Raw genomic sequence first — 637 nt, 5'->3', positions numbered from 1 at the left:
GAATCAAAAGGGGAAGTCGTAGCTCGTGGACGCCGAACGGTCATTTTAGGCGCATTAGCTGTCACTGTGCTCAACCCACATTTGTACTTAGATACCGTTGTTATCTTAGGCTCAATCGGTGGACAATTTGAAGGCCATGATCGAATCGCTTTCGCGTTAGGCACTATTATGGCGTCATTTGTTTGGTTCTATACCTTGTCGATGGGCGCCGCAAAACTCGGGCCTACGCTATCTAAACCGAAAGTGAAAAAAGGCATCGATATCGCCGTTGCACTGATGATGTTCACCATTGCTTATGTACTCGCGAGCGAGCTCATCACTAAATACTGGTAATCCAAACCAAAGGATATGAATGACATGGAGTCACTGGAAAACATCTATCGCATCAACAAAGAGCGATTGCATTCGCTCTCGATTCCATTTCGAGAATGGCGACATGAAGCCATTCTCGACTTCGACACCGACCTTAAAGTCGCGAAAGAACTCGGCTGGCAAGGCACACATAGCAAAAGCTTGTTTTTAAAACTCAAAGGTGGCGGGTATGCCGTGTTCATTACTGATAAAGACTCTCGCCTTGATGCCAACACGATTAAAGCAATATTAGGCAAGCGACCTTCTATTGGCAGTGATGAACTCA

Annotated in this window: 1 protein-coding gene and 1 pseudogene; both read left to right on the top strand. The window is 45.8% G+C overall.

What is annotated here, in order from left to right:
• Window positions 1-333 (top strand): LysE/ArgO family amino acid transporter (locus tag R7044_RS26155; protein ID WP_225456111.1); only part of this gene is annotated, 333 nt, incomplete at its 5' end.
• A 24-nt stretch (window positions 334-357) separates the two neighbouring features.
• Window positions 358-637 (top strand): annotated as a pseudogene (locus R7044_RS26150) (DNA-binding protein); the annotation flags it as partial.

The sequence above is a fragment of the Vibrio sp. 1402 genome (assembly GCF_033340275.1).
Note: the sequence above shows the minus strand (reverse complement) of the source record. Positions and strands in the feature narration are given on the sequence as shown.